General features: G+C 55.5%; 8 protein-coding genes. 4 read left to right on the top strand and 4 right to left on the bottom strand.

What is annotated here, in order from left to right:
• Positions 1-161 precede the first annotated feature (161 nt).
• Positions 162-1283, bottom strand: coding sequence for a bifunctional chorismate mutase/prephenate dehydrogenase (tyrA, locus tag ACJ8IL_RS12355; RefSeq protein ID WP_016929015.1), 1122 nt, complete (start codon positions 1281-1283; stop codon positions 162-164).
• Positions 1284-1286: 3 nt separating this feature from the next.
• Positions 1287-2363, bottom strand: coding sequence for a 3-deoxy-7-phosphoheptulonate synthase (locus ACJ8IL_RS12350; protein WP_060434277.1), 1077 nt, complete (start codon positions 2361-2363; stop codon positions 1287-1289).
• A 506-nt stretch (positions 2364-2869) separates the two neighbouring features.
• On the opposite strand from ACJ8IL_RS12350, the gene ACJ8IL_RS12345 reads away from it, so the two are divergent.
• The 4 genes from ACJ8IL_RS12345 to ACJ8IL_RS12330 all read left to right on the top strand — a co-directional run bounded on the left by ACJ8IL_RS12345 (position 2870) and on the right by ACJ8IL_RS12330 (position 4895).
• A complete protein-coding gene (locus ACJ8IL_RS12345) occupies positions 2870-3634 on the top strand; it encodes a DUF481 domain-containing protein (protein WP_025301642.1) in 765 nt (254 codons plus the stop codon).
• Positions 3635-3883: 249 nt separating this feature from the next.
• Positions 3884-4105, top strand: coding sequence for an HP1 family phage holin (locus ACJ8IL_RS12340; RefSeq protein ID WP_025301641.1), 222 nt, complete (start codon positions 3884-3886; stop codon positions 4103-4105).
• Complete coding sequence (locus ACJ8IL_RS12335; protein WP_049208782.1) at positions 4089-4604, top strand: lysozyme; 516 nt, start codon at positions 4089-4091, stop codon at positions 4602-4604. Before ACJ8IL_RS12340 ends, ACJ8IL_RS12335 begins: the two co-directional genes overlap by 17 nt.
• 63 nt (positions 4605-4667) lie before the next feature.
• The gene (locus tag ACJ8IL_RS12330) at positions 4668-4895 is read left to right on the top strand and encodes an ogr/Delta-like zinc finger family protein (protein WP_025301639.1); all 228 of its coding nucleotides are present in this window, start codon (positions 4668-4670) and stop codon (positions 4893-4895) included.
• 143 nt (positions 4896-5038) lie between these two features.
• On the opposite strand, the gene rplS is transcribed toward ACJ8IL_RS12330, so the two are convergent.
• Both rplS and trmD read right to left on the bottom strand, forming a co-directional pair.
• On the bottom strand, positions 5039-5395 hold the full coding sequence (gene rplS / locus ACJ8IL_RS12325) for a 50S ribosomal protein L19 (protein WP_025301638.1): 357 nt from the start codon (positions 5393-5395) through the stop codon (positions 5039-5041).
• A 48-nt stretch (positions 5396-5443) separates the two neighbouring features.
• Positions 5444-6211 carry a tRNA (guanosine(37)-N1)-methyltransferase TrmD gene (gene trmD, locus ACJ8IL_RS12320; protein ID WP_004932485.1) on the bottom strand — a complete coding sequence of 256 codons (768 nt, stop codon included), beginning with the start codon at positions 6209-6211 and terminating at the stop codon, positions 5444-5446.
• Between the last annotated feature and the right edge of the window lie 46 nt (positions 6212-6257).

Raw genomic sequence — 6257 nt, 5'->3', positions numbered from 1 at the left:
GAAAGTATGTTTGCCGAGGTCGATACCGATGAGCGTAATGTTTTGCATGATGATCCCCTCCGGAAAGAAAAACACCCTGTCAGCGTACCGCTCACAGGGTGGGGGTGACCATCTCATTAGGGTTCGGCTTGGCCGAACCCTTTACGTTTACTGCCCGCGTTTCACTGCCGGCTGTCGTTAGCCTGCCGCAACAGCGTGCGGCTCTCCACCAGAAAGCGCTGGGCGTAATCGCCGAACCAATGCTCTACCTTGCGGAAGCTATCGATAAACGCCTGTTTGTCGCCATGCTCCAACAGCTTGATCGCCTCGCCGAAGCGCTGGTAGTAACGCTTAATCAGCGCCACGTTTTCTTCCGACGACATGATGATGTCAGCGTACAGCTGCGGATCCTGCGCGAACAGGCGGCCAACCATCGCCAGCTCCAGCCGGTAGATCGGCGAGGAGAGCGCCAGCAGCTGCTCCAGTTGCACGTTCTCTTCCGCCAGGTGCAGCCCGTAGGCGAAGGTGGCGAAGTGCCGCAGCGCCTGAATAAACGCCATATTCTGATCGTGTTCGACCGCGCTGATACGATGCAGCCGCGCCCCCCACACCTGCAGCTGTTCAAGCAGCCATTGGTAAGCCTCCGGTTGGCGGCCATCGCAGTAAACCACCACCTGCTTCGCCACGCTGCCCACGTCCGGACCAAACATCGGATGCAACCCCACCACCGGGCCGCTGTGCGCCGCCAACATCGCATGCAGCGGACGATTCTTCACCGACGCCAAATCCACCAGAATACAGTCGTCAGGCAACGGCGGCAGGCGGCTTATCACCTGCTCGGTCACGTGGATCGGTACGCTGACAATCACCATACCGGCATCCGCCAACAGCTGTTCCGCCTGCGGCCAATCTTCCTGATCCAATACCCTGACCTGATAACCCGACAGCGTCAGCAGACGGTTGAACAGCCGGCCCATCTGGCCGTTGCCGCCGATGATGACGATCGGCCGCAGCTGCGGGCACAGAGTTTTAAAACCTTTATCGTTCTCGCTGACGTACGATTCGCGCATCACACGGCGCAAGACGTCCTCGATCAAATCCGGCGGCACGCCGAGGTTTTCCGCCTCCTGGCGGCGCGAGGCCAGCATCGCCGCCTCGCGCTCCGGCACATAAACCGGTAAACCGTGGCGGCTTTTCACCTCCCCCACTTCCGCTACCAGATGCAGGCGTTTCGCCAGCAGATCCAGCAACGCTTTGTCCACCTCGTCGATTTGATCGCGCAGCGCGGTCAGTTCTGCCACCATAACTTACTTTTCTCCCGTGCGTGCCTTCAGCGCAGCGCCGAGTTCCTGATGCATGTGGCGCAGCAGCGTTTCCGTGCTCTCCCAGTCGATGCAGGCGTCGGTGACGGATACGCCGTAACGCATGTCAGCACGCGGCTGTTCGGAAGACTGATTGCCCTCATGCAGATGGCTCTCCAGCATAATGCCGGTAATCGAGCGGTTACCCGCTTTAATCTGCTCCACCACGGACTCGGCCACCGCCGGCTGACGGCGATAGTCTTTATTCGAGTTGCCATGGCTGCAATCTACCATCAAGGACGGATGGAGTCCCGCCTCGAGCATCTGTTTTTCACAGGCCGCAACGTGCTCGGCGCTGTAGTTCGGGGTTTTACCGCCGCGCAGGATCACGTGCCCGTCCGGATTGCCCTGAGTCTGCAGCAAGCAAACCTGGCCCGCCTGGTTGATGCCGACGAAGCGGTGCGGCATAGCGGCGGCGCGCATGGCATTGATGGCGGTACCCAGGCTGCCGTCGGTGCCGTTTTTGAACCCGACCGGCATCGACAGGCCAGAAGCCATTTCACGGTGGGTCTGCGATTCGGTGGTACGCGCACCGATCGCCGACCAGCTGAACAAGTCCCCCAGGTACTGCGGGCTGTTCGGATCCAACGCTTCGGTAGCCAACGGCAAGCCCATGCCCACCAGATCCAGCAACAGGCGACGCGCGATATGCAAGCCTGCTTCAACGTCAAACGAACCGTCCATGTACGGATCGTTGATCAAACCTTTCCAGCCGACAGTGGTTCTGGGTTTTTCAAAATAAACGCGCATAACGATATACAGCTGATCGCTCAAGTCAGCCGCCAGGGTTTTCAAACGACGGGCGTAGTCCAGTGCCGCATCCGGATCGTGGATCGAACAAGGCCCACACACGACCAACAGGCGATGATCGCGCCCCTGCAAAATGTTGGCGATGGTGTTACGCGCGGTGGCGATTTCATTTTCGTCGTCGGCGCTGAGCGGGAACTGGTTCTTCAGCTCCTCCGGCGTGATGAGAACCTGTTCTGCACTGATGTGTACGTTATTGAGCGCGTCTTTTTGCATGATGCTATTCCTGTCGTTTGGCGTTATGCGTTGAAATGGAACATTGAGCGTTTCAGGGCTCTACCCTATCACGATATGTAAAGTTTTCAATCCAATTTCCGTAAATAAAAAATTACCATAATTTCTCTTATGAGATAACATGCATAAACACATCAAGAAAATACAATAAAAACAAACAAATTCAATTAAATAATAAATTCACAAGCGCCTCAAAACGCACCTGTTCGCCTTCCCGGCGAAAGCCCCATATCGTAAACATATGTGTACAACTTGTTTTACAGGCAAGATACGCCGCCCGTCTCGGCGCCAACGAACGGGCAGGCGCGGATACCGTCAGACTCAGCACGAAATGCCGCCGAAAGCGATGAATTTCAGTAGAAGAAAAGTGAATAAATGAGGAATAAAAATTAAAAACTTAAGCTAATAGCGGCTATTTTTGTCGCTGAAATGAACCGATATAATGTGACCGTCATCAACAATAACCACCCTTAACAACTGGATCCAAGATGCTCTCTTCTCGCGCTCGTCGCGCTTTTCCGCTGTATATTTGCTGCTTAACGACTTTCACCAGTGTTTCAGCCTTTGCCGACAATACGCTTTTCACCGCGATGGACGATCCGGCCACCGCCAAGAAACCATTCGAAGGCAACGTGCAGGCGGGCTACAACGCCCAGTCAGGCAACTCGCAGAGCTCCACCCTGCTTGCCAACACCAACATGACCTGGTTCAACAGCGATGCGGCGTACAGCCTGTGGGGGGCGGCTAACAACACCACCTCCTCCAACGTGCGCTCGTCCGAAAAATACCAGGCCGGTGGCCGTACGCGCTATAACCTGACCGATCGCAACTACCTGTTCGGCCAGGCCAGCTGGCTGAGCGACCGTTTCAACGGTTACGACTCACGCTCCACGCTGACCGGCGGCTACGGCCGTCAACTCCTCAACGGGCCGCTTAGCGATCTGCGGGTGGAATTCGGTCCCGGCGTGCGCCATGACGAATACCATGGCGGCGGCCGCTCGACCAAAGGGTTGGCCTATGGCGCGGCCAACTATTCCTATCAGCTGACCGACAACACCAAGTTCATTCAGGGCGTTTCCGCACTGGCGAACGAAGAAACCACGCTGAACTCGGAAAGCGCGTTGAACGTGGCGATCAACGATCGCTTCTCGCTGCGCGTGGCTTACACCGTGACCTACAACAGCAAACCGCCGGCCTCGGCGCCGAAGAACACCGACACGACGACCTCAGTCACGCTGGTCTACGGCCTGTAATTTCCCCCCAATATTTCTCAAAGCCCATCATTGATGGGCTTTTTTTATGCCTGCCGCCCTCTTTTGCACAATCTGCTAAAAATATTCACCCCACCCATTGACGACTTTAGCAAATAGCTTAATACTGTATGCATATACAGTAATTATTATACAGCCTCGGAGCATGATGGATTTCGATAGAGAGTGGCCAGAAACGCATCGATAGCCGCCACAGCTCCCGAGAGACTGTAAACAAAGCGAGCATAAGCTATGGAGAAAATCACCTCATTCATCACCTACGCCATGGCGTTGTTTCTCGCCTGGCTCGGCAAGCTGTCACCGCAGGACATTGCCTTTCTAGTCGGTGCGGCGGTAGGCATCGGCACGTTTCTGGTGAACTGGTACTACCGACGTAAAAGCCTGCAGATCTTGAAGGCTATTGAACGCAATGCGGCATCACGGAGGAAAATTTACGATGAATGCAATCGTTAAGCGCTGCAGCGTCGCCACCGTTTTGGCCATCGCCGTGCTATTGCCGTCATTTGGCGAGCTGCAAACCTCAGAAGCCGGCCTCAGGCTGATCGCCGATCTCGAAGGCTGCCGCCTGTCGCCTTACCAGTGTAGCGCCGGGGTGTGGACACAGGGCATTGGACACACTGCCGGCGTCATCCCAGACAAGATGATAGATGAACGCAAAGCCGCGGTGGATTTGGTAGACGATGTTCGCCGCACCGAACGCGGCATGGCCGCTTGCCTGCCGCATACGCTCTCGCAACAAACCTATGACGCAGTGATCGCCTTCGCCTTCAATGTGGGCGTCGGCGCAGCCTGCCACTCTACGCTGGTCGCGCTGCTGCAACAGCGCCAGTGGCGGCAGGCCTGCGATCAGTTACCACGCTGGATTTACGTAAACGGAAAGAAAAATAAGGGGCTGGAACAGCGACGCGCCATGGAACGCGCACTGTGCTTGCAGGGGATTGCCTCATCATGACGAGTTCGCTCGCCAAAGGGTGATGCCACAACAATTTCACTTAATTTGTTCAAGGGGGTTCTTATGATGCACTGTCCACTATGCGGTCACGTGGCCCACACTCGCTCCAGCCGCTATCTGAGCGAGTCGACCAAAGAGCGTTACCATCAATGCCGCAACATCAATTGCAGCTGCACGTTCGCCACGCACGAGTCCGTCGCGCGGGTGATCGTCAAACCTGGCGATGACATTATCCCGGCGCAGCCTCACCCGCCGGAGAGTCAGCATAAACAAAGCGCCGCGGCGCTATAATGCAAAAAGCCTGCTTATGCAGGCTTTATTATGTTGGCGGCGCGCAGACGAAATCTCGCAAATGTAACCAGTCGAGATTTAAGATAAAAAAAGGGGTTGGCATAATGCCAACCCCTGATAACTATTAACTTTTGGATGCAGCGTTAGCCAACGCGGTTCAGACGCTCTTTGATACGAGCAGCCTTACCAGTACGCTCACGCAGGTAGTACAGTTTAGCTTTACGAACGGCACCACGACGTTTCACAGCAATGCTGTCGATTACTGGGGAGTGAGTCTGGAATACGCGCTCAACACCTTCGCCGTTGGAAATCTTACGAACAGTGAATGCAGAGTGCAGACCGCGGTTACGGATAGCGATAACCACGCCCTCGAATGCCTGCAGACGTTTTTTGCTACCTTCAACGACCCATACCTTCACTTCCACGGAATCACCCGGACGGAATGCAGGTACGTCTTGTTTCATCTGCTCTTGTTCAAGTTGCTTAATAATGTTGCTCATAATATGTCTCTTACCCTAGGTAAACTGATATATCGGTCCCGTCTGTTGTCAGACGTTTCCTTCATAGTCCTGTTGCCTGGCCTGATGTTCCCGTTGGAACTCAGCCAGCAACACCGCTTGCTCGTCAGTCAGAGCTAGGCTTTCTAGAAGTTCAGGTCTTCTAAGCCAGGTTCGGCCCAGCGACTGCTTTAAGCGCCAGCGACGTATCTCGGCATGGTTACCCGACAGCAGAACTGGCGGTACCTCCATCCCTTCCAACACCTCTGGGCGGGTATAGTGCGGGCAGTCCAGCAATCCGTCGGCGAAGGAGTCTTCCTCCGCTGAGGCCTGATGGCCCAGCACACCCGGTATGAAACGGGCGACTGAATCAATCAGGGTCATTGCCGGCAGTTCCCCGCCGCTGAGAACGTAATCGCCGATTGACCATTCTTCGTCAATTTCGGTTTGGATTACGCGCTCGTCTATCCCTTCGTAACGGCCGCATACCAGAATCATCTTCTGATTGGCCGCCAGTTCGCACACGCCGGTTTGATCCAGCTTGCGCCCCTGAGGTGACAGATAAATCACCTTTGCTCCCTCGCCTGCCGCTGCTTTCGCCGCATGAATGGCTTCCCGTAAAGGTTGCACCATCATCAGCATTCCCGGGCCGCCGCCGTAAGGGCGATCGTCCACGGTACGATGCCGGTCGTAGGTGAAGTCGCGAGGACTCCAACACTGCACGCTCAGCAGGCCATTTTTTACTGCCCGGCCAGTCACCCCGTAATCGGTGATAGCGCGGAACATCTCAGGAAACAGGCTTACAATACCGATGAACACAAGCCAATCCCCTTACCGTTATTCCACTTGCTTCGACCGTTTGATC

It is taken from the genome of Serratia sp. CY47444, from assembly GCF_052168635.1.
In the GTDB taxonomy this organism is placed as follows: domain Bacteria; phylum Pseudomonadota; class Gammaproteobacteria; order Enterobacterales; family Enterobacteriaceae; genus Serratia; species Serratia bockelmannii.
This window is presented reverse-complemented; position numbering and strand designations above follow the sequence as displayed.